The sequence below is a fragment of the Myxococcus sp. MISCRS1 genome, from assembly GCF_026626605.1.
Classification (GTDB): domain Bacteria; phylum Myxococcota; class Myxococcia; order Myxococcales; family Myxococcaceae; genus Myxococcus; species Myxococcus fulvus.
In genome coordinates this window covers 5,420,298-5,444,102 of record NZ_JAPNKB010000001.1, presented here as the reverse complement: position 1 = coordinate 5,444,102, position 23,805 = coordinate 5,420,298, and the positions used below count along the sequence as shown (strand labels likewise).

Here is a 23,805-nt window from a genome sequence, read left to right as displayed (position 1 = left end):
CTCTCACAGGCGTGCGACGCCGAAGCTATTGGGGTTCACCGGCCGCGCTTCCGCCTCGCGGCAGATGGACAGCACGAACCCGAGCACCCGCCGCGTGTCGCGCGGGTCGATGATGCCGTCGTCGAACAGCCGCGCCGAGGCGTTGAAGGGATGCGACTCCTTGTCGAACTGGTCGACGATGGGCTGCGTGAAGGCGCGGATGGCCTCCTCGTCCACCACCTGGCCCTCGCGCGCCAGCTTCTCGCCGAAGACGATGGACATCACCTTCGCCGCCTGCTCGCCGCCCATCACCGCCGTGCGCGCGTTGGGCCACGCGAAGATGAAGCGCGGGTGGAACGGACGTCCGCACATGCCATAGTTGCCCGCGCCGAACGAGCCGCCCACCAGCAGCGTCACCTGCGGCACCGTGGCGTTCGCCACCGCCTGAATCATCTTCGAGCCGTGCTTGACGATGCCGCCCTGCTCCGGCTGCGTCCCCACCAGGTACCCCGTGGTGTTCTGCAGGTACACGATGGGCGTGTTCGACTGGCAGCACAGCTGGATGAACTGCGCCGCCTTCGTCGCGCCCTTCGGGCTGATGGGCCCGTTGTTGCCGATGATGCCGATGGGCCCGCCGAACAGGCTCGCCCAGCCGCAGACGGTGTGCGCGTCGTACGCGTCCTTGAAGCCCGTGAACTCCGAGCCGTCCACGATGCGCGCGATGATTTCCCGGCAGTCATACGGCTTGCGGTAGTCCGCCGGAATCGCGCCGGCCAGCTCGTCCGGCGAGTACAGCGGCTCCGCGTAGGGCGCCTTCGACTGGGCCGCCAGCCGCTCGTTCCAGCCGAGCTTGGACACGATTTCGCGCGCCATGCGGATGGCGTCGGCGTCGTCCTCGGCCAGGTAGTCCGCGGTGCCCGCGACGGTGGCGTGCATCTCCGCGCCGCCCAGGTCCTCGTCCGTGGCCACCTCGCCCGTGGCCGCCTTGAGCAAGGGCGGGCCCGCGAGGAACACCTTCGCCTTCTTCTTCACCATCACCACGTAGTCGGACAGGCCCGGCAGGTACGCGCCGCCCGCCGTGCTGGAGCCGTGGACCACGGTGACCTGCGGGATGCCCGCCGCGGACATCCGTGCCTGGTTGTAGAAGGTCTCTCCACCCGGGATGAAGATCTCCTGCTGGTACATCAGATTGGCGCCGCCGCTCTCCACCAGCGACACCATGGGCAGCTTGTTCTGCAGCGCGATGGCCTGCCCGCGCAGCGCCTTCTGCACACCCCACGGCGACGCGGTGCCGCCCTTGATGGCGGAGTTGTTCACGAAGACGAAGCACCGCACCCCGGACACGTAGCCGATGCCCGCGATGCTGTTGCCGCCCGCCAGCGAGCCGTCGCTGTCGTCGTGGTAGCCGTAGCCACACAGCGTGGACAGCTCCAGGAACGGCGAGCCCCGGTCCAGCAGCATCATCAGCCGCTCGCGGGGCAGCATCTGGCCGCGCTTGTGGAACTTCTCGCGCGCCTTCTCCTCGGTGGCGCGCACCTTGGCCTCGACGCCGCGCAGCTCGCCCAGCCTCGCGAGCATGTCCGCGCGCTGCGCCTGGAACGTCTCCGAGCCCGGGTTGACCTTGGAAGTGATTCTCGGCATCGGCCTCACCCCTCTCCTTCGCGCAGCAGCGACTCGGGAATGTCCACGTGACGCGAGCGCAGCCACTCGCCCAGCGCCTTGCCCTGCGGGTCGAAGCGCGTCGACGACGACACGCCCTCGCCCAGGATTCCATCGACCACGAAGTTCAACCCGCGCAGCTTCGGGAACACGTGCCGCTCCACCGGGAAGGCCGCGGCCTCCGGGAGCAGCTCCTTCAGCTTCTCCGCCGTGAGGAAGCGCGACAGCCAGCGCCACGCCTCATCCGAGCGCGCCCACACGCCGATGTTCGCCATGCCGCCCTTGTCACCGCTGCGAGTCGCCACCAGCCGACCCAGCGGCACCCGGCGCGTGGGCCCCGAGGACAGCGGCTCCGTCAACGGGAGCGGCTCCACCGGCGCCAGCGCCTGAGATTGCGCGGGCGGCGTGATGGCGGTGCGCGTGCCGTCGGGCAGCACCGCCACGTGCTCCACCTTGCTCGCGTCGACATAGGCCGGCGTGTAGACACCATACGGCGCGCCATCCGAGGGCGGCGCCGTCATGGTGAAGCCCGGGTAGGTGCCCAGCGCCAGCTCCACCGCGGCGCCGCTGAACGCTCGGCCCACCAGTTTCTGGTCCTGGTCCTTCACCACCACGCGCAGGAACGCGGCGGCCTGCTCCTCCGTGGCCGCGTCCTCGCGGTCCGTGCGCACCAGCGTCCAGTGCGCCTCGCTCGGCTTGCGCGTGAGCGCCGCCTCCATCTGCTCGCGGATGAGCCGCGCCTTGTCCTCGATGTCCAGGCCCACGAGGACGAACGTCGCCTCGTTCTTGTAGCCACCCAGGTGGTTGAGGCACACCTTCACGGTGGGCGGAGGCGGCTCGCCGCGCACGCCGCTGATGCGCACCCGGTCCTTGCCGTCCGCCGTCAGGGCAATCGAATCGAAGCGGGCCGTGGCGTCCGGCCCCGCGTAGCGCGCACCCGTGACTTCATAGAGCAGCTGCGCGAGCACCGTGTCCACCGTCACCGCGCCGCCCGTGCCCGCGTGCTTGGAGATGACGGACGAGCCGTCCGCGAACACCTCCGCCAGCGGGAAGCCCGGACGGCGCACGTCGATCTCCTTGAAGAAGGAGTAGTTGCCGCCCGTGGCCTGCGTGCCGCACTCCAGCACGTGGCCCGCGACCATCGCGCCCGCGAGCTTGTCCCAGTCATCCTTCTTCCAGCCGAAGTGCGCGGCCGCCGGCCCCACCACCAGGGACGCGTCCGTCACGCGGCCGGTGACGACGATGTCCGCGCCCGCGCGCAGGCACTCGGCGATGCCCCAGCCGCCCAGGTACGCGTTCGCGGTGATGGGCGAGCCCAGACCCAGCGCGTCCGCGCTGCCGGAGAGGTCGTCCCCCTCCACGTGCGCGATGCGGGCCTTGAGTCCCAGCTTGTCATTGAGCGCTCGCAGCGCCTCGGCGAGCCCGGCCGGATTCAGGCCCCCCGCGTTGGCGACGATGCGCACCTTCTTCTCCAGCGCCAATCCCAGACACTGCTCCATCTGCCGCAGGAAGGTCTTGGCGTAGCCGGTGGCCGGGTCCTTCATCCGGTCCCGACCGAGAATCAACATCGTCAGCTCCGCCAGGTAGTCGCCCGTGAGGACGTCCAGCTGGCCGCCCTCGAGCATCTCCCGGACGGCCGAGAACCGGTCACCGTAGAAACCCGACGCGTTGCCGATACGGAGGGGGGACTCGCTCATGCGCTCTCCACGTCCTGCCTGAATGCGGAGCAGTGTGGGAGGCCATGCCTAAAAAAGCAAGCGCGCTTGCTTTTTTCCAGGGCGGCTTCCAAGCTGACCTCGTGAGCGAGGCACCGGCCGCGACAGGAAGACAGGAGCAGGAGCGCAGCCGCGTCACCCGGCAGCGACTGATGGAGGCGGCCATCAGCGCCCTGTCGGAGCTGGGGTGGGCGGGCGCGACGATGACGGTCATCGCCGAGCGGGCCGGCGTGTCCCGCGGCGCCTGTCAGCACCACTTCCCCACGCGCGGTGATTTGGTGGCGGCCGCGGTCGAGTACGTGGGCCATCAGCAGATGGAGGAGCTCGGTCGGCGGGCGGCCCGGCTGCCAGCGGACCAGCGTCGCACGGAGAGCATCCTCCACATGCTGGCGGGCTTCTACACGCACCCGCTGTTCGTCGCGGCCGTGCAGCTGTGGGTGGCGGCGAGCACGGACGAGGAGCTGCGCTCGCAGCTGGTGCCGGTGGAGACGAAGGTGGGGCGGGAGGTGCACCGGCTGACGGTGTCGCTGCTCGGCGTGGACGAGCGCGAGCCGGGCGTGCGCGAGCTGGTGCAGGCGACGCTGGACCTGGTGCGCGGCCTGGGGCTGGCGAACCTGCTGCGCGACGACAGCGCGCGGCGAAAGAAGATTCTCCACCGCTGGGCGCTCACGCTGGAGGACGCGCTGCGTCCCCGGTCCGGGCGCAAGGCGGAGGACTGACGGGCCGCGACGTTCGCGACAACACGCCCCGACGACACTCGGGCGGGGCCACATCGGGAGAGCACATGGGCTACCGCTCCGTATTCGCGCCGGGGTTGTTCAAGGGACAGAACATCATCGTCACCGGAGGCGGCAGCGGCATCGGCCGCTGTACGGCGCACGAGCTGGCGGCGCTCGGCGCGCACGTCATCCTGGTGGGCCGCAAGCCGGACAAGCTGGAGAAGGTGGCGGCGGAGCTCCGCGAGGACGGCGGCGAGTGCTCGCTGGAGACGGTGGACATCCGCGACGAGGAGGGCGTGAAGGCCACGGTGGCGCGCATCGTCGCGGCGCGCGGGCGCATCCACGGGCTGGTGAACAACGCGGGCGGGCAGTTCCCCTCGCCGCTGTCGGCAATCTCGAAGAAGGGCTTCGAGGCGGTGGTGGCCACCAACCTCACGGGAGGCTTCCTGGTGGCGCGCGAGGTGTTCAACCAGTCGATGAGCCAGACGGGAGGCTCCATCGTCAACATGCTCGCGGATGCGTGGGGCGGCATGCCGGGAATGGGGCACTCAGGCGCGGCGCGCATGGGCATGCTCAACCTGACGCAGACGGCGGCGGTGGAGTGGGCCTTCGCCGGGGTGCGCGTCAACGCGGTGGCGCCCGGGTGGGTGGCCTCCAGCGGCATGGACAGCTACCAGGACGAGGGCGTCAAGGCGCTCATCCCCATGCTCAAGCAGGAGGTGCCCCTGCACCGGCTCGCCACCGAGGCCGAGGTGAGCGGCGCGATTGTGTTCCTGCTGTCGGACGTGGCCGCGTTCATCACCGGCGAGGTCATCAAGATTGACGGTGGCGCGTCCTGCAACACCAAGATTTTTCCGCTGGAGGAGACCAGCGCGTCCAAGCCCTACGAGGGCTTCCACCGCGCCGCCGCGCCGCGCATCCTGGGTGGCCCCGCGGAGGAATGATTCGCGTCCCACCTCGCGGCCATGACAAGAATCCGGGATGGCATTCCGGGTTCTCTGGGTGGGGTGGATGCTGGCGATGGTGTCGGGCTGCGCGAGCACGCGCGCGCCGTCTCCTCGCGAGGATGACGCGGTCTGGACCGAGGTCCGCAGCCGACACTTCCGCGTCCTGACGAACGTGGAGCCCCAGGAGGCCACGCGAGCCGCGCTCGAGTTGGAGACGCTCCGCGGCGCCGTGTCGCGGCTGTGGGGCGGGGACGAGGACATCCCCGGCGCGATGGACGTCGTGCTCCTGCGCGACGCCGCCGAGTTGGAGGCGCTCGTCCCTGGGACTTCCGGTGGCTTCTCCGCGATGTCCGCCGAAGGGGCGCTGCTCGTCATCACCCAGGAGGACTCGGAGCGAGGAGCAAGGACGCGGGCCCGCGCGCTGGGCTACGAGCTGAGCCGTCGCGTGTTGCAGAGCCGCCCCCGGTGGCTCGCGGAGGGGCTCGCCCGCTACTTGGAGACCGTGCGCGTCGAGCACGGCACCCGCGAGGCCGTGCTGGGGCGGGAGGATGCGCCCAGCCTGGAGCGGGTCCGCGAGAAGGGGTGGCTCGACATCGACGCGCTCTGGGAACAGGAGCATGTGCTGAAGCCGAGCCCCGAGGAGCAGCAGTGGCGCGACGCCTCCGCGTGGCTCTGGGTGCACTTCCTCGCGCAGGAGCAGCCGGCGCGCTTCGGCAAGTGGCTCGCGTCGCTGGCCCAGGGCGAGGACTCACGCGCCACGTGGGAGACGACCTTCGGAGACCTGGACGCGCTGCGGAGCGGTGTGCGCCGGCACGCCTCTCGCGAGCGGTATGTCCCTCGCGCGTCACCGCTCCCCGCCATCCCGGAGGAGGTCACCGTGCGCGCACTCGGCTCCGCCGATGTCCACGTCCTGCGCGCGCGCGTCCTGATGCATGCGCCAGGGAAGGACGCGCGGGCGGAGGCGCTCGCCGAGGTCCAGCGGGCCCTGGGCGAAGCGCCGACCCATGTCGACGCGGCGACGCTCGCCGCGCGCTTGTCGGAGGACACGCCGGAGCAGCTCCAGCGAGCCCATGCGTTGGTGCGGGACCATCCCGACGATGCGCGCGCCTGGATGCTGCTGGCGGAGCTGCTGGACCCGTCCCTCGAGCCGGGCGCGCAGGCGGATGCGCGACGGCGCGCGACCAGCCTGGCCCGCGATGACGTCTCCACCCTCGTCCGCGTCGCCGACAGCTACAACGAGACGGGCAACCTGGAGGAAGGCCTGCCCACGGCCCGCCGCGCCCTGGAGCTGGCCCCTCGCAGCCCCGCCGCGCTGACGTCCCTGGCCTTCCTGTCCTTCCGCTCCGATGGCTGCTCCAAGGCGAAGCGCCTGCAGTACCGGGTCCGGGACCTGCTCGATGGGTCCACCACCGCCGACTTCCGCGAGGCGATGGAAGAGCGGCTGCGCACCTTCGAGCGCAAGTGCAACGCCAACCGGCCTCCTCGCTGAGCCCGAAGCCTCCCATCCCCTGATGTCTCTGTATGGGCTCCAAGGACTCATCATGAGAGAGGGATGAACCCTCCCCGGGGTCCGTGGGAATCGTGGAGAGGATGTGCCAGAAGCCCCACATGCCAATGTCAAAGGTGTGGGTGGGATTGCTGGGGCTCCTGGTGTTCTCGGGCTGCGCGGGCTCGCGGGCGCTGTGTCCGCGCGAGGGGGGCCGGGCCTGGTCGGAGGTGAGGAGCGAGCACTTCCGCATGCACACGGACCTGTCGCCAGAGGTCGCGGCGAAGTCGGCCATCGAGTTGGAGAAGCTGCGCCGGGCGCTGCTGCTGGCGTGGGGCACGGACTTCAATCCCCCGGGCTCGCTCGACGTCATCCTGCTGCGCAACACGAGTGAGCTGGCGGAGTTCACCCAGGGCCGCTACGTCGGCTTCGTGTCCACCACGGAGCGTGGCCCGCTGCTCGTCATGTCGGGCGAGGGCTACCTGCTGGACAACGGCCCCGAGCTGCAACTGCAGACACATGAGCTGGCGCACTACCTGAGCCAGCATGTCCTGCTGCGGCAGCCGCGCTGGCTGGCCGAGGGACTGGCGCAGTACCTGGAGACCACGCACATCAAGCCCAGCACGGGCGAGGCGGTGCTCGGCCGGGTGAACGCGAACAGCCGCAACTATGTGACGCGCAACGGCTGGCTCGGCATCGACGAGCTGTGGGAGTGGGACCAGAAGGAGCTGCTCAGCGACGCGGAGAGCCAGCAGCACTACGCCTCCGCGTGGCTCTGGGTGCACTACCTCATCAACATGCACCCGGAGCGCTTCGACGCGTTCCAGACGCGGCTGGCCCGCGCGGAGGACCCGCAGCGCGCCTTCGCGCAGTCCTTCCAGGGCGTGAGTGATTTGGGCGGTGACTTGCGCACGTACCTGATGAGCGGGCGCTCGGCGTACCTCACGCTGCCGCTGCCGGCGGTGTCCACCCAGGTGGCGGTGCGGGAGCTGGGCAGCGCCGAGGTGCACGCCAACCGCGGGCTCATGTTCCTGCGCGCCCCGGGCGAGCTGACCCAGGCGCAGCGCAAGGAGAAGGCCGGCGCCGAGCTGGCACAGGCCCTGACGGAGGACCCGACCAACGTGAGCGCCGCAGTGCTCGCCACGCAGCTGTCCTCGAACCGCCAGGAGCACCTGGCGCGGGCTCGGGAGCTGGTGAAGGCGCACCCGGAGGACGGACGCGGGTGGGACCTGTTGGCGGAGATGCTGAGCGACCAGGACGAGCCCCAGGCGCTGGAGCAGGCGCGCGAGTCGGCCGCGCGGCTGCTGCCGCACGACGTGCGCATGCTCACGAGCCTCGCCCAGCACTACATGATGACGCTCCAGCCGCAGAAGGGGCTGCCCTCGGCGAAGCGCGCGGTGGAGCTCTCCCCGGGCAATCCGTTCGGGCTCGCGGTCCAGGCCGCGCTGTTCTTCCAGCTGGACCGGTGCGCGGAGGCCGTCGGCTTCCAGCGCCGCGCGGTGGACATGCTGCACGAGGCGTATTCGGCCGAGTTCCGCAAGGACTTGCGCGAGCGGCTCCAGCGCTACGAGGCGAAGTGCGGGGCGGCGGTGTCCAAGCCAGTGCCGTGAAGTTCGGGCCTCGCTGAGGATCCGTGACTTGCCCCACCCCAGCAGAGGAGCAGGCAGGCGGCGAGTGAACCTCCGCTTCAGCCATCCCACCCTGCGGTGGAACCCCGTTTCAAGGATTCCAGTGACTTAGAACGAGGCCTTGCGGGCCTGAGCTGCCATTTGTACTTTTTCTCCGGAGAAAAAGTACAATGGCGACCATGGTTCTCCCACAGCTCGAAGAAGGTCGGGTCTACCGTACACAGGACTTCGAGCCTTGGACCTCCAACCCTCCTAGGTATGCGAAGGCGCTGGTCGACAAGGGGGTCTTGGTCCCGGTCGCGCATGGTCTGTTCGCCGTCCCCAAGCGCGGCAAGTTCGGTGTGGTGCCACCTACCGACGATGCGCTCATGCGGGCGTTCCTCAAGGACAGCCCCTTCGTGTTCACCGGTCCCGAGCGTTGGAACGCACTGGGGCTGGGAGCGACAGCCGTGTTCGCGGTGCCGCTCGTCTACAACACGAAGCGCTCCGGGCGCGTCGAGTTCGGTCTTCGCCGCTTCGAATTGCGGCGCATTGCCTTCCCCCAGCCGGCGCCCAAGGAGTGGTTCGTGGTGGACCTCTTCGAGAACGCGGAGCAGGCTGGCGCCTCGCGTGCGAAGATGGCCGAGGCGCTGACGCATGCGCTTTCGCGCGGCGACTTCGACCGCGAGCTGCTGAGCACCATGGCCCGGCGCTACGGAACAAGACCGACGCGAGACCTGATCAACACGGCGCTCCGAGCTGACTTCGTTTGAACTTCATTCACGACGACTCCGATTTCGACGACCTGCTCCGAATCGTCGCGAAAGACCGAGGCCTCTCGGTCGCGCTGGTCGAGAAGGATTATTGGGTCACCCACACGCTGTGGGCTCTCCATGCGACGGGATTCCAGGTCTGGTTCAAAGGGGGAACATCGCTCTCCAAGGGCTTCGACCTCATCCGTCGATTCTCCGAGGACCTGGACCTCAAGCTCGAGCCCGGAACTGTCTCTCTGCCCGAGGTCTCGAGTTGGACCAAGGATGGGACGAAGGTGACAGGACAGAGGAAGGCCTACTTCGAGGCCCTCCCGACCCTCGTCAAGATTCCAGGGACGAGCGCCACGCTCGACCTGCGGTCGACGGACACAAAGCGCTGGCGCTCCGGGAACATCCAGGTGAGCTATCCTGCTCGGCACCTCGGTGACCTCGCGGATGTGCTCCGCCCATTCGTCCTGCTCGAGATTGGCAGCGCTCGGGTCACACCCTTCGTGCATCGGGACATGACGTCCTTCGTGCATGAAGCGCTCGAAGCAAGAGGCCAACTCGGGGACTACGACGACAATCGGCCGAAGGCTGTGCGCTGCGTACACCCGCTCGTCACACTGCTCGAAAAACTCGACGCACTTCAGCGGAAGGCTCTTCACGACGAGAAAGAGCCAGCATCCTTCGTCAGGCACTACGAAGACGCCGCACGAATCATTGAAGCGGAGTCACGGCTGCCGACGCTTCCTGACTATCCCAGCGTGCACGCGCTCGCGTCGGAGATGGTGGCACAGAAGCAAATCATCGAGCCGCCACGACCCGATGCGCCTGCTCTTCAGCTGCCTCCCTGTAAGAGGACGGACGACATCCGAGCAGCACACGAGGCCATCGGTCGGATGTTCTGGGGCTCGAGGAAGACGCTCGATGAAGCGCTGGAAACGATTCGGGCGTGGCTCGAACGTACAGGTCTGGGAGCAGCGTCTCCAGACGGCCTTTAGAAGGCAGCTCAGCGCAGGACTCGGCGATGTGGCTCGAGTTGGGCCCGCACGACGGGCCCGCACCGGAGCGGGGCGCGCATCGCCCGTTGGACCTGGGTACACGTCCATTGCTCGACAGCCATCACGGTCGACGCACGGGGCGGCGGCGCGGCACCGGCCGTCACTACCGTGGTTCCACCTTCAACCCCGAGGTGGACATGCACACGCACATTCGTTGGCTGTGGTTCATGGCATTCATCGTGGTCTCCGGCGCGCTCTCCGCTTGCGGCACGGAGGGCAGCCCGGTGCTCGAAGAGGAGTCCGCGCTGGAGTCGAGTGAGGCGCCGCTGCTCGGCACCGTCACCTGTCTGCTCGGGACGACGACCATCTCCTTCTCGCCGCCCATCACCAACGAGCCCCGGGACACGACGGTGTCCGGCAGCGGGACGCTCACCAACTGCGTCTCGGTGCTGGCGGACCCGGTGATTTCGGGCACCACCGGCTTCGCTCCGGCGCTGCGCAGGAACTACACCTGCGACTCGCTGCTCGGCATCAGTGGAGGCTCGGTGACGGTGACGTGGAACACGGGCGAGACGTCGCAGCTCTCGCTCACCCAGGTCGTCGTTCAAGGTGGCACCACGACGCGGACCACGCAGCAGATTGGCACCGTGGTGTCCGGCAAGTACGCGGGGGCCACGGCGGTGCGGACGCTGGTGTTCGTGGTCGCGGACCTGGAGAACGCCTGCGCCTCTCCGGAGGGGCTCGCCCAGTACACCAGCACGCAGACGCTGGTGCTGACGCTCATCCCCTGACGTGAGGGACGGGCTCCGGAGGTTCGTTCCGGAGCCCGTCGTGGGTCATGCGCGCGAGAAGCCGTGCGCTAGAGGGCCAGCGCGGGCAGACACGTCGTGATGGCGGTGAGCTGCAGCCCACAGCTCCCCAGACAGGGGACGAGGCTCAACACGGGTGAGAACTCCACGCAGGTCACGATGCACGCGCGAGCCTGCTCCGTCGCCGGATTGAGACACGCGAGGAACTCAGGGAGACCGGCGGCCTCGACAGTCGGGGCGTCGGCGGGAGGTGAAGGCTCGGGAGCCGCCGTCTCCTCGGCAGGGTCCATGGGTCCGCAGCCCACGGCCATCATCAGCACGAACGTTCCCGCCAACCGCTTCATCAGATTCAGCATGGTGACGCCTCCTGTGTTGCAACCCGGAGCGTCCCAGTTCACGGCAGTGCATCCCAGTGAGCCCCGGTCCCGAGTCATGTCCACCGGGCTCCAGTCGTTCACCCTCGAGGAGGAATCCGGTGCGGGTCCACGCAGCTCCCGCACCGAGGCTCACCGTGACGCCACGCTTCACTCAGTCACACGAGTGCGTGTGCGTATGCGCGCTGGCCTTCGGGCTCCAGCCCTCGTTGCCGTCCTTCTCGAAGAAGAACTTCGCGCGCTGGCGCTGCCGCGTGCCCACTTCGTTCAGCGTGGCCGCGTCGTACAGCCGCCCGTTCACCATCGTGTAGCGCACCGAGCGGCTGTTCATCAGGTCCTCCAGCGGGTTCCTGTCCAACACGATGAGGTCCGCCAGCTTCCCCTCCTCCAGCGAGCCAATCTCCCCATCCATGCCCAGATAACGCGCCCCACCGAGCGTCCCCGCGCGCAGCGCCTGCAACGGCTTCATCCCGCCCTGGCCGAACATCGACAGCTCCCAGTGCGCCGCCAACCCCTCGCGCTGTCCATGCGCGCCGAGCTGCACGTTCACCCCCGCCTCATTCAGCTCCCTCGCCGTCCGCGCCGCGTCGAAATGATTCATCTCGTCGTCCGGCACCATCGTCCGCCGCCGGCTGCGTGAATCCACCACCCGCCTCGGCACGAAGGACAACAGCCGCGGGTCCTCCCAGACGTTCGTCTTCTGGTACCAGTAGTTCTCACCCCAGTTGCCGCCATACGCCACCCCCAACGTCGGCGTGTAGCCCGTCCCGCTCTTCCCCCACAGCTGCTTCACGTCCGCGTAGATGCGCGCCACCGGAATCGCGTGCTCCACGCCCGTGTGCCCATCCACCACCATCGTCAGGTTGTGCTGCAGCAACGAGCCACCCTCGGGCACCACCAGCATCTCCAGCTCCCGCGCCGCCTGGAGCACCTTCTGCCGCTGGTCCCTCCTCGGCTGGTTGTAGCTCTTCACGCTGAAGGCCCCCATCGCCTTCATCCGCCGCAGGTGCGAGCGCGCATCGTCCAGCGTCTCAATCGGCGCGCGATACCCCACCCCCGCCGCGCCATACAGGATGGTCCCCGTCGAGAAGATGCGCGGCGACACCAACGCCCCCGCCCTCCCCAGCTCACTCGCCGCGAACACCTCCTCCGACGAGTTCGACGGGTCATGCAACGTCGTCACCCCATACGCCAGCGACGCCGCCTGCACCCAGCTCTGCTCCGGCATCAGCCCATCCACCCCCATGGCCCCATGCCAGTGCACGTCCACCAGGCCCGGCATCAACGTCTTGCCCTTCACATCCACGACCTTCGCCCCCGCCGGCACCTGCACCTTGCCCACCGGCCCCACCGCGACGATGCGGTTGCCCTTCACCACCACCACGCCCTGCTCGAGCACCTCGTCACCCTTCATCGTGATGACGCGCCCACCCACCAGCGCCAGCGTCCCCTCCGGCACGTCCGCCTTCACCAGGAACGACAGGTCCACGCCCTTCTCCGGCACCGGCGGCAGCTTCTCCGGCGCGCCGTCCACGAAGGTGAACGCCTGCTTCAGCTCCCGCGTGAACAGCTCCGGCCCCAGCGCCCAGTGCAGCCCCTGGCTGTTGCCCGCCCAGTGCAGGTACTCGCCCGCGTCGCGGCTCACCTTCGCCACCGGCAACGCCTTCGCGTCCGGCCCCACCACCGCCGCCTTCGCCCCCTTGGGGAACGGCGTGATGAACGCGTTGAAGTTCTCCCGGAACGCCACCCACCGCTCGTCCGGAGACACCTTCAGCTCCGTCGCCTCCGCGCTCGTCACGTGCGTGCGCTCCTGGCTCCCGTCCAGACCCACGCTCTTCAACGAGCGCACGTCCTCCTTCTCCTTCGACTCCACATGCAGGAAGTACACGCGGTCCGAGCGCACGCCAAAGTGCGGCTGCTCTCCATCCCGAGCCAGCCTGCGCGGCGTGCCTCCCGCCACCGGCTGCACGAACAGCCCCGTCTCCCGGCTCCACTGTCCCGGCATCAGGTAACCATCCCCCGACGCGCGATACACCAGCGACTTGCCATCCGGGCTCAGCGCCGGCTCCACGTAGTAGCCCGGCCGCGTCGACACCACCTTGCCCTCACCGCCCGTGGCCGACACCACGCGGATGGCGCCCAGCTTCTCGTCGTCCCACGTCGTGTAGACGATGGAGCGTCCGTCCCGCGAGAACGACGGGTAGAACTCCAGGTGCTCCTCCTGCTTCGTCAGCCGCTTCGGCGTGCCACCCGGCAGCTCCTTCACGTAGAGCTTGCCCAGCGTCTGGAACACCACCCGGTCCCCCTTCGGAGACACCTGCACCCAGCGCAGCATCTTCGTGTTGAAGCGCTCCGGCGCCACCGCTCGCGGCGAGCGCACCGCCTCGAAAATCGTGCGCGTGCCCTTCACCCGGAACGGGATGGGCGTCACCTGCTTCGTCGCGACATCGATGCGCTGCAGCTTGCCGCCCGCCCAGAAGACAATCGCCTTGTCGTCGCGCGTCCACGCCAGCGTCGGGTACACGCCGTGGATGGCCCACGTCTCCTGCATGTCCCGGTCGAGCCCGTCGTACAGCGGGCGCTCCGCCCCCGACGCCACGTCCGTCACATAGAGCACCGTCTTCGTCCGCACCCGACGGATGAACGCCAGCTGCTTGCCATCGCGCGACGGCGTCGGACGGATGGAGCCTCCCGGCCCGGTGACGAAGGGGTCGATCTCCTTCGTCTCCACGTCCAACCGCTGGATGGCATAAATCTCGCCGTTGGGGTCCTTGTTGTATTCGAACGTCCGGCCCGGCGTGACGTCCTGGCTGAAGTAGACGTAGCGGCCATCCGGGGAGAACGCCGGCTCGCCCAAATCCTTCTGCTCGTTGGCGCGCTCGGTGAGCTGCACGCCCTCGCCGCCGGAGCGGTGATACATCCACACCTCGCCCGCGCCCAGCGAGCGGCGCGCGGTGAAGTGCTTGCGCGCGACGATGAACTGTCCATCCGGGCTCCACGCGGGGCTGTTGAGCAGGCGGAACTTCTCCTGCGTCACCGCCTTCACGTCCGAGCCATCCCGCTTCATCACCCAGATGTTGTCGCCCCCGCCCCTGTCACTCGTGAAGGCGATGGACTTCCCATCCGGGCTGAAGCGCGGCTGCATGTCCCAGGACACACCCGACGTCAGCGCCCGCGCCTCGCCGCCCGCCAGCGGCAACACGTAGATGTCCCCCAGCAAATCGAAGACGAGCTCGTCCCCGCTGGGGCTCACGTCCACGTTCATCCACGTCCCCTCGGAGACGTCGATGGACACCTGCTTCGCCGGGAACCCGGGAGCGTCCACCTTCCACGCGTCCTTGTCCTTGTCGGCCTTGGGGGACTCGGTGTCGGACGGGGCGTTGGGGTCCACCTCCACGGCGCGGCCGGCCTCACGGGCGGCGTCATCCTTCTTCACCGGGATGGGGGGAGTGGGGTCCTGCCGGGCGGCGGGAGGCGTCTGCGCGGGCTGCGCGGCGACGAGCGCGCCCGGGACGAGCAGCAGGGCGCAGAGAGCGGAGGTCAGTCGTTTCACCAGAGGTCCTCGTGTGGGGGGACTGTGCGAGACACGGCCTTGCGGGGCGCCACACTATCCGGCTCCCCGGGGACACGCCCGGCGCGACGTGAACAGGGGGACAGCCAGGCCTCTTCCTGAGCGGCCGCGGAGGGCTCGACGCGATTCGTCACGCGCCATCCCGGGACGTTTCTGTTATCCGCATCCCCATATGTCGGACGACTTCAAGCTTCCCGAAGACAAGGCCGGGCGGATGGAGCGCTGCTCCCTGTTCTACTCGGACATCGTTCCCCACAACCACGCGCTGGGTCTGAAGCTCGTGGACGTGGCCCCCACCGAGGCCACCGTCGAGCTGCCCTACGCGGACTTCCTCGTCGGCAACCCGGAGACGGGCGTCATCGCCGGCGGCCCGGTGACGACGCTCATCGACGCGACGTGCGGCACCTCCGTCATGCTCCGGCTGGGACGCATGACCCCCATGGTGACGCTGGATTTGCGCATCGACTACCTGCGCCCCGCGCGCCCCGGGGTCACCCTCACCGCCGTGGCCGAGTGCTACCGCACCACGCGCCAGGTCGCCTTCGTCCGCGCGCTGGTGCATCAGGGCGACAAGAACCACCCGGTGGCCTCCGCGCAGGGCACCTTCATGCTGACGGAGGAATGACTTCCATGAATGACACCAAGCCCTCCTCCGCCATCGCCGAGCTGGTCCTCGAGGTGCGCAAGACGCGCGAGTACAGCCGCCTCACCGACGCCATCCCCTACACGCGCTTCATGGGCATCGGCGTGGAGAACCTGGCCGGCGAGATGATGTGCCGCATGCGCTACCAGCCCATGCTCATCGGCAACAGCTTCCTGCCCGCGCTGCACGGCGGCACCCTGGGCGCGCTGCTGGAGTCCGCCTCCATCTTCGAGCTGCTCTTGAAGACGGAGACGCCGCGCGTGCCCAAGGTCATCTCGCTCACGGTGGACTTCCTGCGCTCGGGCAAGCCGCAGGACACCTTCGCGCGCGCCATCATCACCCGCCAGGGCCGCCGCGTGGCCAACGTGCGCGTCGACGCCTGGCAGGACGACCGCACCCGCCCCATCGCCAGCGCGCACGCCCTGTTCCTGCTCGCCGAGCCCTGACCCCAGCCTTCGTCCGTCCGGCCGTCGTGCCCTGGCCGCGCCTGCTTCGCCGTCGCCACCTTCGAGAGGTTCGGATTCACACTTCTCGGAGGCAGGCGATGAAGCGATGGAGCGGTTGGATGCTGGTCGGCTCGCTGGTGCTGGGCGGCGCCGCGGGCGCACAGGATGACGATGTCGCCACCCAGGATGGCACCGGTGACAGTCAGGGAATGATTCGCATGGGCGAATCGGAGGCCATCGACCACGGTGAGGACCTCCAGAAGCTGGGGGATGAACAGCCCGGCACGGGCGGCTCGGGGCAGGGCGACGCCCAGGCGGCGAAGTGGATGCAGCGGGGCCTGTTGCCCGTGCCCACCGAGGAGAAGGCGTTCCTGGCGGAGCTGCACCACGCGAACCAGATGGAGGTCCAGATGGGACGGCTCGCCCAGAAGAACGGCGAGTCCCAGGCGGTGAAGGACTTCGGCGCGCGCATGGAGCGCGAGCACGGCCAGGCGGACGAGAACCTGCTGGCGTATGCGAAGTCGAAGAACCTCACGCTCGAGGAGCCCAAGGCGGACTCCACGCTCGCCCAGGCGATGCAGGAGGCCGAGCACGCGACGATGAAGAAGCTGGAGGCGCTCCAGGGCACCCCGTTCGACCGCGCGTACCTGGCCGACATGGTCGGGGACCACGACATGGACATCGCCAAGGTGATGGCCGCGCAGCAGCAGTTCGCGAGCAACACGTCGCTGAAGGCGCTGCTCGACAACCTGCTGCCCCAGCTCCAGCAACATCGTCAGGCCGCGTACCGGCTGCTCGGACAGGAGACGCCGCGTCAGGCGAGGCAGGCCCCTCGCGGCGCGCGCTGAGTGACACCGTGCTTCAGTCGCGGGTGACGGACACGGTGTAGAGCTTTCGCTCTCCGTCGCGGGTCCACACCAGCAGTTGGCCCGCGCCGACATCGAGCGGTGTAAGCAGCAACACGCCGGGCTCCGACTTGATGTCGACCAGGTCCGTGCGACCGATGGCGATGCGTGAGAGTCCCTCGATTCTCAGCTCGCGCGGCGTGCCCATCACCATGGGGAAGAACGTGTTGCCGCCCGTCCTCCTCGCCTCCTCGACCTGCGCCATGAAGGTCGCGTCCTGCACCGATGGTGGCGGCTTTGTACCCGGCTTCCACCAGAGGGCCCCGGCCCCGCCCAGCACCCCCACGCCCAGCACCGCGACCCAGCCCAACCACACCCTCTCGCGAGGTGTCTGTTTCGAGAGCGCCTGGAGCAGCGCCTCCATCGAGGGATGACGGGCCTCGGGCTCACTCGCGAGCCCCTTCGCCACGGCCGCGCGCACGTGGCCTGGCAGTCGGGGCGGCTTCTTCACCGATGCGCCGTGCTTCGTCGGAGGTCCGGGCCGCTCGCCGTACAGCGCTTCGTGCAGCGCGACGCAGAAGCTGTACTGGTCGCTCCTCGCGTCCACGGGCTGCCCGCGCCGCTGCTCGGGTGACATGTACGCGGGGGTTCCCAGCGCGGTGCCCTCGCGGGTGAGCGCGGTCTCCTCCGCCTCCACGCCGAGCGGCGCGGTGGTGAGGTCGCCCGTCGTGGGGTTCGACGCCGCTGGCTCCCGCCACCTCCTCGCGAGCCCGAAGTCCGTGACGCGTGGACGTCCGTCCCGGCCCACCAGCACGTTGGCGGGCTTGAAGTCCCGGTGCACCAGCCCTCGCTGATGCGCGGCCGCGAGCCCCAGGCCCGCCGCGTGGAACATCTCCAGCACCTCGCGCCAGGGACGCTTCTGCTCGCGCAGCCAACCCGCGAGCGTCGGGCCCTCCACCCACTCCATCGCAAGGAAGTCCCGCCCCTCCGCGGAGCCGAGCTCGAAGATGGGCAACACATTGGGATGGGACAGGCGCGCCATCGCCTGCGCCTCGCGCAGCAGTCGGGCGCGGCTCTCCGTCTCGACACCCTCGCGCATGGGACGCAGCAGCTTCACCGCCACCTTGCGCCCCAGCCTCGGGTCCTCCGCCGCGTACACCACGCCCATGCCGCCCTCGCCCAACAGCTCGCGCAGCACGTAGCTCCCCAGCTTCGTGCCCTCCGGCAATCGCTCTGCTGGGGACGGGCGTGCTCCCCGGGTCGACATCCCCTCCGAGTCTGGACGCGTGAGCGGGCCCGCGCCCGGTGAGGAGGCCTCGGCCGCGACCACCGCGACCAGGGCCCGACAGTCCTCACACGAATCCAGGTGCGCCGCCACCTCCGGCACCCGCGCGCCCGACAGCACACCGCTCACGAAGCCGGCGAGCACGTTCTCGTCCGGGCACACCTCGGGCATGGGAGAGGCGGGTGGGTTCATGGGCGCGTGTCACATCATCCCCGCTGCCCTCATTGGTGGGAAGGCAGCGGGTCCCTCGGGCTACTTCGCGGCCGCCTGCTCGGGGTCCGTCACCACCACGGCGTAGTCACCCTGCTGCCCACCGCGCGTCCAGGTCAGCAGCCGCGTGGTGCCCGCCTCCAGCCCCGTGATTTCGAGCTTCCCGCCCCCCAGCGTCTTCACCTCCGCCGTCTCCCTGTTCCCCAGCGCCACGCGGGTCAGGTCCTTCACGGTGATGACGTGCTTGTCCCCCACCTTCAGCTCGATGCGCTCCTCCGCCAGCGCCGTCGTGCCCACCACCGTCAGCGCCACCAGGGCCAGCTTCTTCAGTGCGTTCCGCATGATTCGGGTCCTTTCAGGATGAGAGCGAGGCGTCCTCGCCTGCCTTCATCGGGGTGACACCGGCCACCAGGACGTGTTGCACGCGGGCCGCGAAAAAGTTCGCGGGGGGCTAACCGGGTTCCTTCAACAGCCCCAGGAGGCTCACGTCGAGCTGACTGTGCACCACCCGCATCAGGCTTCGCAGCTCGTCCGCGGACAGCTGGAGGCGCTCGGCCAGCCGCTCGCGCGCGCCCTCCAGCACCGTCCTCCGCGTCTGTGAAATCCAGCGCGACACCGTGGACTTGTGCGTCTGGTACATCGCGCCGATGCGCTCCAGGCTCACGCCCTCCACCACGTGCAGCCGCAGCACGGTGCGCTCGCGCGGGGACAGGCTCCCCAACGCTCCCGCCAGGGCCTCGCGGAAGTCCTGCTGGTGGCGGCGGCGCAGGTAGTCGAGCTCGACGTCACCGCCCGCTCCGCCTCGCTCCACCCACGCGGAGCCCTCCGCCTCCGCGTCCTCCTCGGCCCTGGCGCGTCGGCCCTCCGCGCGCTGGAGGTTGAAGGCCGTGCGCACCACCGCCGCGCGCAGCCACGCGGCCAGCGGGCCCGTGCCCTGGTACTCGGCGATTCTCGGCTCGGCGTCACCCTGGGGGACGAGGAGCCGCTGACGCAATTGCTGGAGGACCTCCGCGGTGTCCAGGCCGCCACCTCGCACCCGCGTCAGCGCGCTGGCCACACGAGGGAGCAGATGTCGCTCCAGCGCGGCGTGCGCGGTGGGCAGTCCTCGTGCACACGCGCAGGCCAGATAGAGGTCCGCCACGGGCAGCGCGGCGAGCATCGCGGCGGGCTCGTCGCTGGGGTTCAGCCGGGTCGCGACGTGGCGCAGGAAGTCCTCTTCCGGAAGCATGACGTCCGGCCACGCCTGTCTCGTGATGGACAGCCAGGAGTCCAACAGCGCGTCGAGCCCGGGCACCTCCGCGTAGCACCGCGCCTGGGGCGGCAGGTGCTGGAGGAAGAGGTGGGAGCGACTCGGCTGCTTCGACATGCACGCCTCGGGATGAACACCCACCGGTGCGGTGGCTTTCCTTGTTACAGCGCGGGGCGCCTTTTCTACAGGCTCGCTCGGAGTCCTCGCGCGTCTCCAGGCCTGACGGGCCTGCCTGGAGTCCGGGGGTGATGCTCGCCCGAAGACGGGCTTTCGCGCCATGGGCCAGTGTCTCCGATGAGCACTGGATTCAACGCGGCCGTGCGCGCACCTCGGCATGGGCCCTGCTTTCCCCCGCAGGGCATCCGTTCCGGAGGACAGGACGATGAGCGAGCACGCGCGGGCCCAGTTGAGAGCGTTGAAGGAATCCGCGCGGTCGTTGTTCCTCCAGGAACGGTATGGCGAGTGTGCACAGGAGCTGGAGCGCATCCTCCGCCTGGTGCCCAAGGACCCGAATGCGCGCGTGCAACACGCGGAGACGTGTCGTCGCGCGGGGAACCTGCGCGCGGCCATCGCCTCCTATCGGACAGCGGCGTCGCTGCTGCTCGCGCAGGGATGTGAGGCCCGGGCCCGCGCGGCCCTGCGCGCCGCGCTGGAGCTGGACCCTCGGGATGCGGAGCTGACCTCGGACTTCGCGCGGCTGGGACAGGCGCCGGTGCCTCCCTCGACGGCGCTGGAGGATGAGCGGCTCTATCGGGATGTGGCCGGGCTCGCCGTGGAGAAGGAGGCGCCTCGGGTGGAGTCGAGGACGCGCACTCCGCCGCCTCCTCCTCCCGCGTTCGTGTTGCGCGCGGCGGAGGAGGCTCGGGTCCGAGGACCGCTGCCTTCGGTTCCTTCCATCGCTCCGGTGAGCGTGCGCGCCCTGGTGGCGCCCAGCGCTCCGCCGGTGCCCGATGACGATGAGTCGTCTGTTCTCGACCTGGTCGACGAGGTGTCCATCGACATCGACGTGGAGCCCGTGGCGATGCCCGCGCCCACCACCGTGATGGGGATTCTGCTCGATGAGGTGCCTACCGCGGACTTCCTCGCGGAGCTGCTGGCGTCGACGCCCATCCAGCTACCCGCGTCACGGTCGCCGAAGTCGTCTCCTCCTGTTCCGGAGACACGGGCTCCCGAGGTCTCCTCGCCGCGTGGATATGAGCTCGCCCTCGTGGGGGAGCGGTTGCCCGTGCCCGCGGCTCCCGCGCGGACGCTGACGTCGTTTCCTCCTCGGGGTGCCGTGGCGCCTCGGCAGGTGGAGGCTCCGCGGACTGTTCCCGCGCCTGTGACGCCTTCGCGCGGCGCGGCGCAGAACACGGGCGGCGCTGTTCGTGCTCCGTCCACGGAACGCAATCAGGCGCGGCCGATGGGCGCGGGTACCGCTTCACGGCAGGCCGGTGCGCCTTCGGCTCCCCAGGCTGCGTCTGCTCCGCGTCAGCCCGACGGTCACGAAAGCACGACGAAGGCCCCGCCCACGCTCGAGCCTCGGTGGACGCAGACGGGCACCGCGCCTCGCACGGCCGGGGCTCCCGACCCTTCATGCGCTCGGGCGAAGTCGCCCCCGACCGCGTCACCCGCGCAGGCGCTTCAGGCCACGGCACGGATCTCGCCTCCGGCGCAGGCGCTGAGCGCGCGGGATTCTCGCGAGCCACAGCGGGTCGAGGTGAGCGCGAGCCTGTGGACCACGGGGGGACCGGTGACGGTGAATCCCGTGACGGCGTATCGACCCGAGCTGCGCTGGCTCAGTCCCAACGCGGTGGCGCTGAGGGTCTCGCCTCAGTCCCGCTGGGTCATCATCCGCTCCGAGGGTCCGTTGTCGTTGAGCCGCGCGGAGACCCTCGCGACCGAGTCACTCGAGGACTCCCGTCTGACCGCGTCGGACCTGGCCGTGGCCTCCGTAGCGCCCACGCGCTGACGCGGCCCCACGCCTGGTCGGACCTGGCCGCGACCTCCGTGAACTCCGTGGCGCCCATGCGCCGACGCGGCCTCACGCATGCTCGGACCTGGCCTTGACCTCCGTGGCGCCCATGCGCTGACGCGGCCTCACGCCTGTCGTGGACGCGTGCATGCACAGCCTCGCGCGGGCTCTCGCATCACGCATGCGGATGCGCACGCTCGCGACATCGCGGCTTCAGGTCCGCTCGCGCTCCACAAGTTCTCCACATCGGGCGGACCTGGACCTCGGCGCACTCCGGAGCCCCTTCACGAGTCGGACTCACTGGAGCACTCCACCGCCCGAGCTCCCGTCCCACCCCGAGTACGCGCACAGCCGCGCCGGACCGCTCGAGCCCCACGGGCCCGAGCCTCCTGGCTCACCGTCACTGGACGCGGGGGAGGGCCTCACGTCCGGAGGCCCTGCCCGTCCCGCCTCACATCGGCACGGACTTCTTCGGGTCGAAGCGCTTCTTCTCGGGAGCCGGCTGCACCTGGACAGGCTGGACCTGCTCCGTCGGCGTGGCTTCCGGCTCGCGGCCCTCCACCGCCGCCTGCGCCTCCGCCTTCTCCTCCGACACCTGCGCCTTCACCGGCGCCTCGCAGTGCTCACCCTTCCGGTTCGGGTGGCAGTGCCGAATCCCATACACGTGGTGACAACCACACGCGTCCACCCGCTTCTTGGCGCAAATCGACGGATTGAACACCGGACCCGCCACCGTATCCGCCGGCACCGCCTGCAACGCCATCGCCAGGAACACCCCGCCGAGGAAACCCATCACCCACCCCCTACCTGGATGGGAAATGGATGGGACTGAAGAGGGAATGAGGCAAGCCCCGAGCGGATCCAATTGCCGCGCATCGCACGCGAGCCGACTTTCGCTCGGACGTCCGCGTGTGCGCGCACCCGCCGCAACACCCCTCCAAGCTGCGTCCAGGACGTCAGCACGGCAACAACACCACCCCCCTCACCTCGTCCCCAGGTCCGGGGCAGGCCCCTCCCACGCGCCGCGTCGCGTCCCGCTCCTCCCGAGGGAAACCCCCGGATTTCGCTCGCCTTCCCGCCCGCTCCACCCTCATCCTCGGTGGTCCCTGGCGTACCCGGTCCGGACAGTCAGCTTGTTCCGGACGTTTGCGTCGCTCGCGCGTGTTCACCCCTGTCCGGGGAGGAAAGCCATGAGTTGGAAGCAACGTCTGGAGAAGGCCGCCGAGGGCCATTACGTCCTGCCCAAGACCAAGAGCATGCGGGTCGACGCGGACCTGTTCCTCTCGGACAAGCTGCTGTGGGGCGAGGGCCCCGAGGTCCCCGGGCTGGAGGACACCGTCTTCGACCAGGTGGTCAACGCCGCGTCGTTCCCCGGCGTCACCCGCGTCGCCGTCACCCCCGACTGTCACGTGGGCTACGGCGTGCCCATCGGCACCGTCGTGGAGACCGACGGCGTCCTGCTCCCCACCGCCGCCGGCTATGACATCGGCTGCGGCATGGTGCAGTTGCAGACCTCCCTCATGGCCGAGGACGTCGCCGACCCCGCCAAGCGCCGCCAGTGGATCGACCAGGTCACCCGCCGCATCGCCGTGGGCGTGGGCGCCAGCCGCGCGCAGCACCAGCGCAAGGTGTCGGATCGCTCGTTCGCGGAGGTGGTGCGCCACGGCGCCAAGGCCCTGGGCCGGGGCTCCGCCGTCACCGAGCGCGACTTCATCCCCGTGGAGGATGACCGGGTGGACATCCCCGACCGCGCCTACGAGAAGCGCGGGCAGTTGGGCAGCCTGGGCGGCGGCAACCACTTCACCGAGATGCAGGTGGACGAGAGCGGCCGCGTCTGGGTGATGCTCCACACCGGCAGCCGCGGCTTCGGCTGGAACATCGCCAAGCACTTCTTCGTGCAGGGCGCCGCGCACCTGGGCCTCAAGAGCCGCAGCGAGGACTTCGTCTGGCTGGACGCCGACAGCGCGCTGGGCCGCGAGTACTGGAACCTGCACAACATGGCGGCCAACTTCGCCGTGGCCAACCGGCTCATCATCGGCGAGGCCGTGTGCGCCGCGCTCGAGGACGTGTTCGGCGGGACGGCGAGCGTCTACTACGAGATTTCGCACAATCTCATCCAGAAGGAGGCCGGCAGGTTCGTGGCCCGCAAGGGCGCCACGCGCGCGTTCCCCGCCGGCCACCCCGCGCTCAAGCGCACGGCCTGGGAGGGCACCGGCCACCCCATCCTGATTCCCGGCTCCATGGAGACCGGCAGCGCCATCCTCTTCGCCGAGGAGGGCGCGTCCAAGTCCATCTACTCGGTGAACCACGGCTCGGGGCGGCGGCTGTCCCGAGGCGAGGCGCGGCGGGTGCTGAAGCAGGACGCCACCGACGCGCGCATGGCCGAGGCCGGCATCATCCTCAACACCCGGCAGACACCGCTGGACGAGTCCGGCCCCTGCTACAAGAACCTGGATGACGTGCTGGAGACGGTGGAGATGGCGGGGCTCGCCCGGGTGGCGCACCGACTCAAGCCGGTCGCCTGCATCAAGGGCGCGGATTGACCCACACG

At 69.5% G+C, this 23,805-nt stretch carries 20 protein-coding genes; 12 read left to right on the top strand and 8 right to left on the bottom strand.

Going from position 1 to position 23,805, the window contains the following annotated elements:
* Nucleotides 1-3 precede the first annotated feature (3 nt).
* The gene (locus tag OWM54_RS21610) at nt 4-1,620 is read right to left on the bottom strand and encodes an acyl-CoA carboxylase subunit beta (protein WP_267698690.1); all 1,617 of its coding nucleotides are present in this window, start codon (nt 1,618-1,620) and stop codon (nt 4-6) included.
* Nucleotides 1,621-1,625: 5 nt separating this feature from the next.
* Nucleotides 1,626-3,335: an acyclic terpene utilization AtuA family protein gene (locus OWM54_RS21605; RefSeq protein ID WP_267698689.1), complete on the bottom strand. Its 1,710-nt coding sequence runs from the start codon at nt 3,333-3,335 to the stop codon at nt 1,626-1,628.
* A gap of 101 nt (nt 3,336-3,436) precedes the next feature.
* Here OWM54_RS21605 and OWM54_RS21600 point away from each other — a divergent pair, with 101 nt between their 5' ends.
* The 7 genes from OWM54_RS21600 (at nt 3,437) to OWM54_RS21570 (ending at nt 10,659) form a co-directional block, all read left to right on the top strand.
* Nucleotides 3,437-4,072: a TetR/AcrR family transcriptional regulator gene (locus OWM54_RS21600; protein ID WP_223749425.1), complete on the top strand. Its 636-nt coding sequence runs from the start codon at nt 3,437-3,439 to the stop codon at nt 4,070-4,072.
* Between the two features lie 65 nt (nt 4,073-4,137).
* Nucleotides 4,138-5,016, top strand: coding sequence for an SDR family oxidoreductase (locus OWM54_RS21595; RefSeq protein ID WP_267698688.1), 879 nt, complete (start codon nt 4,138-4,140; stop codon nt 5,014-5,016).
* Between the two features lie 37 nt (nt 5,017-5,053).
* Entirely contained in the window at nt 5,054-6,508 is a 1,455-nt protein-coding gene (locus OWM54_RS21590; protein ID WP_267698687.1) for a DUF1570 domain-containing protein, read from the top strand.
* A 119-nt stretch (nt 6,509-6,627) separates the two neighbouring features.
* Complete coding sequence (locus OWM54_RS21585) at nt 6,628-8,115, top strand: DUF1570 domain-containing protein (protein WP_267698686.1); 1,488 nt, start codon at nt 6,628-6,630, stop codon at nt 8,113-8,115.
* A 188-nt stretch (nt 8,116-8,303) separates the two neighbouring features.
* Nucleotides 8,304-8,885 carry a hypothetical protein gene (locus OWM54_RS21580; protein WP_223749431.1) on the top strand — a complete coding sequence of 194 codons (582 nt, stop codon included), beginning with the start codon at nt 8,304-8,306 and terminating at the stop codon, nt 8,883-8,885.
* Nucleotides 8,882-9,868, top strand: a complete 987-nt coding sequence (locus tag OWM54_RS21575; RefSeq protein WP_223749432.1) for a nucleotidyl transferase AbiEii/AbiGii toxin family protein — start codon at nt 8,882-8,884, stop codon at nt 9,866-9,868. The genes OWM54_RS21580 and OWM54_RS21575 overlap by 4 nt, the downstream gene beginning before the upstream one ends.
* 197 nt (nt 9,869-10,065) lie before the next feature.
* The gene (locus OWM54_RS21570) at nt 10,066-10,659 is read left to right on the top strand and encodes a hypothetical protein (protein ID WP_267698685.1); all 594 of its coding nucleotides are present in this window, start codon (nt 10,066-10,068) and stop codon (nt 10,657-10,659) included.
* 68 nt (nt 10,660-10,727) lie between these two features.
* On the opposite strand, the gene OWM54_RS21565 is transcribed toward OWM54_RS21570, so the two are convergent.
* Both OWM54_RS21565 and OWM54_RS21560 read right to left on the bottom strand, forming a co-directional pair.
* On the bottom strand, nt 10,728-11,033 hold the full coding sequence (locus OWM54_RS21565; RefSeq protein WP_267698684.1) for a hypothetical protein: 306 nt from the start codon (nt 11,031-11,033) through the stop codon (nt 10,728-10,730).
* A gap of 172 nt (nt 11,034-11,205) precedes the next feature.
* Nucleotides 11,206-14,604, bottom strand: a complete 3,399-nt coding sequence (locus tag OWM54_RS21560; RefSeq protein ID WP_267698683.1) for an amidohydrolase family protein — start codon at nt 14,602-14,604, stop codon at nt 11,206-11,208.
* 232 nt (nt 14,605-14,836) lie between these two features.
* On the opposite strand from OWM54_RS21560, the gene OWM54_RS21555 reads away from it, so the two are divergent.
* From OWM54_RS21555 to OWM54_RS21545, 3 genes are all read left to right on the top strand, one after another.
* Nucleotides 14,837-15,247: a PaaI family thioesterase gene (locus OWM54_RS21555; protein WP_223749436.1), complete on the top strand. Its 411-nt coding sequence runs from the start codon at nt 14,837-14,839 to the stop codon at nt 15,245-15,247.
* A 5-nt stretch (nt 15,248-15,252) separates the two neighbouring features.
* Nucleotides 15,253-15,711 carry a PaaI family thioesterase gene (locus tag OWM54_RS21550; protein ID WP_194869471.1) on the top strand — a complete coding sequence of 153 codons (459 nt, stop codon included), beginning with the start codon at nt 15,253-15,255 and terminating at the stop codon, nt 15,709-15,711.
* A gap of 98 nt (nt 15,712-15,809) precedes the next feature.
* The gene (locus tag OWM54_RS21545; RefSeq protein WP_223784245.1) at nt 15,810-16,559 is read left to right on the top strand and encodes a DUF4142 domain-containing protein; all 750 of its coding nucleotides are present in this window, start codon (nt 15,810-15,812) and stop codon (nt 16,557-16,559) included.
* Nucleotides 16,560-16,572: 13 nt separating this feature from the next.
* On the opposite strand, the gene OWM54_RS21540 is transcribed toward OWM54_RS21545, so the two are convergent.
* From OWM54_RS21540 to OWM54_RS21530, 3 genes are all read right to left on the bottom strand, one after another.
* Entirely contained in the window at nt 16,573-18,033 is a 1,461-nt protein-coding gene (locus OWM54_RS21540; protein WP_267698682.1) for a protein kinase domain-containing protein, read from the bottom strand.
* Nucleotides 18,034-18,093: 60 nt separating this feature from the next.
* Nucleotides 18,094-18,393, bottom strand: coding sequence for a pilus assembly protein N-terminal domain-containing protein (locus tag OWM54_RS21535; protein WP_141333045.1), 300 nt, complete (start codon nt 18,391-18,393; stop codon nt 18,094-18,096).
* Nucleotides 18,394-18,502: 109 nt separating this feature from the next.
* Nucleotides 18,503-19,417: a sigma-70 family RNA polymerase sigma factor gene (locus OWM54_RS21530; protein ID WP_267698681.1), complete on the bottom strand. Its 915-nt coding sequence runs from the start codon at nt 19,415-19,417 to the stop codon at nt 18,503-18,505.
* A gap of 265 nt (nt 19,418-19,682) precedes the next feature.
* Between OWM54_RS21530 and OWM54_RS21525 the strand changes: the two genes are divergently transcribed.
* Nucleotides 19,683-21,251: a tetratricopeptide repeat protein gene (locus tag OWM54_RS21525; RefSeq protein WP_267698680.1), complete on the top strand. Its 1,569-nt coding sequence runs from the start codon at nt 19,683-19,685 to the stop codon at nt 21,249-21,251.
* A gap of 454 nt (nt 21,252-21,705) precedes the next feature.
* Here OWM54_RS21525 and OWM54_RS21520 read toward each other — a convergent pair whose 3' ends face one another.
* Entirely contained in the window at nt 21,706-22,047 is a 342-nt protein-coding gene (locus OWM54_RS21520; RefSeq protein ID WP_194869587.1) for a hypothetical protein, read from the bottom strand.
* A gap of 397 nt (nt 22,048-22,444) precedes the next feature.
* Here OWM54_RS21520 and OWM54_RS21515 point away from each other — a divergent pair, with 397 nt between their 5' ends.
* On the top strand, nt 22,445-23,797 hold the full coding sequence (locus OWM54_RS21515) for an RtcB family protein (RefSeq protein ID WP_267698679.1): 1,353 nt from the start codon (nt 22,445-22,447) through the stop codon (nt 23,795-23,797).
* Nucleotides 23,798-23,805: the final 8 nt, after the last annotated feature.

What these genes read in the sequence shown, in the direction of transcription:
- OWM54_RS21610 (WP_267698690.1), bottom strand. Translation starts at nt 1,620, where the DNA reads ATGCCGAGAATCACTTCCAAGGTCAACCCGGGCTCGGAGACGTTCCAG.
- OWM54_RS21605 (WP_267698689.1), bottom strand. Translation starts at nt 3,335, where the DNA reads ATGAGCGAGTCCCCCCTCCGTATCGGCAACGCGTCGGGTTTCTACGGT.
- OWM54_RS21595 (WP_267698688.1), top strand. Translation starts at nt 4,138, where the DNA reads ATGGGCTACCGCTCCGTATTCGCGCCGGGGTTGTTCAAGGGACAGAAC.
- OWM54_RS21590 (WP_267698687.1), top strand. Translation starts at nt 5,054, where the DNA reads ATGGCATTCCGGGTTCTCTGGGTGGGGTGGATGCTGGCGATGGTGTCG.
- OWM54_RS21585 (WP_267698686.1), top strand. Translation starts at nt 6,628, where the DNA reads ATGCCAATGTCAAAGGTGTGGGTGGGATTGCTGGGGCTCCTGGTGTTC.
- OWM54_RS21580 (WP_223749431.1), top strand. Translation starts at nt 8,304, where the DNA reads ATGGCGACCATGGTTCTCCCACAGCTCGAAGAAGGTCGGGTCTACCGT.
- OWM54_RS21570 (WP_267698685.1), top strand. Translation starts at nt 10,066, where the DNA reads ATGCACACGCACATTCGTTGGCTGTGGTTCATGGCATTCATCGTGGTC.
- OWM54_RS21565 (WP_267698684.1), bottom strand. Translation starts at nt 11,033, where the DNA reads ATGCTGAATCTGATGAAGCGGTTGGCGGGAACGTTCGTGCTGATGATG.
- OWM54_RS21555 (WP_223749436.1), top strand. Translation starts at nt 14,837, where the DNA reads ATGGAGCGCTGCTCCCTGTTCTACTCGGACATCGTTCCCCACAACCAC.
- OWM54_RS21550 (WP_194869471.1), top strand. Translation starts at nt 15,253, where the DNA reads ATGAATGACACCAAGCCCTCCTCCGCCATCGCCGAGCTGGTCCTCGAG.
- OWM54_RS21545 (WP_223784245.1), top strand. Translation starts at nt 15,810, where the DNA reads ATGAAGCGATGGAGCGGTTGGATGCTGGTCGGCTCGCTGGTGCTGGGC.
- OWM54_RS21540 (WP_267698682.1), bottom strand. Translation starts at nt 18,033, where the DNA reads ATGAACCCACCCGCCTCTCCCATGCCCGAGGTGTGCCCGGACGAGAAC.
- OWM54_RS21535 (WP_141333045.1), bottom strand. Translation starts at nt 18,393, where the DNA reads ATGCGGAACGCACTGAAGAAGCTGGCCCTGGTGGCGCTGACGGTGGTG.
- OWM54_RS21530 (WP_267698681.1), bottom strand. Translation starts at nt 19,417, where the DNA reads ATGTCGAAGCAGCCGAGTCGCTCCCACCTCTTCCTCCAGCACCTGCCG.
- OWM54_RS21525 (WP_267698680.1), top strand. Translation starts at nt 19,683, where the DNA reads ATGAGCGAGCACGCGCGGGCCCAGTTGAGAGCGTTGAAGGAATCCGCG.
- OWM54_RS21520 (WP_194869587.1), bottom strand. Translation starts at nt 22,047, where the DNA reads ATGGGTTTCCTCGGCGGGGTGTTCCTGGCGATGGCGTTGCAGGCGGTG.
- OWM54_RS21515 (WP_267698679.1), top strand. Translation starts at nt 22,445, where the DNA reads ATGAGTTGGAAGCAACGTCTGGAGAAGGCCGCCGAGGGCCATTACGTC.